Consider the following 215-nt stretch of genomic DNA (forward strand, 5'->3'; position numbering starts at 1 on the left):
ATGGCTGGGCTAGCTGGATTCGAACCAGCGCATGACGGAGTCAAAGTCCGTTGCCTTACCGCTTGGCTATAGCCCATTAATATTTACTAGTATGCTTATCTTCTCAAAAAAATAAACCCTCTCAGGTTATTTTAAAGAAAATGGTGGAGGGGGGCAGATTCGAACTGCCGAACCCGAAGGAGCGGATTTACAGTCCGCCGCGTTTAGCCACTTCG

At 47.9% G+C, this 215-nt stretch carries 1 tRNA gene; it reads right to left on the reverse strand.

The features are described 5' to 3' along the window. Position 1: 1 nt before the first annotated feature. A tRNA-Gln gene (locus DPQ31_RS01250) sits at positions 2–76 on the reverse strand. Between the last annotated feature and the right edge of the window lie 139 nt (positions 77–215).

Origin of the sequence: Bacillus sp. COPE52 (assembly GCF_003355115.1) — a bacterium.
GTDB lineage: Bacteria > Bacillota > Bacilli > Bacillales > Bacillaceae_G > Bacillus_A > Bacillus_A toyonensis.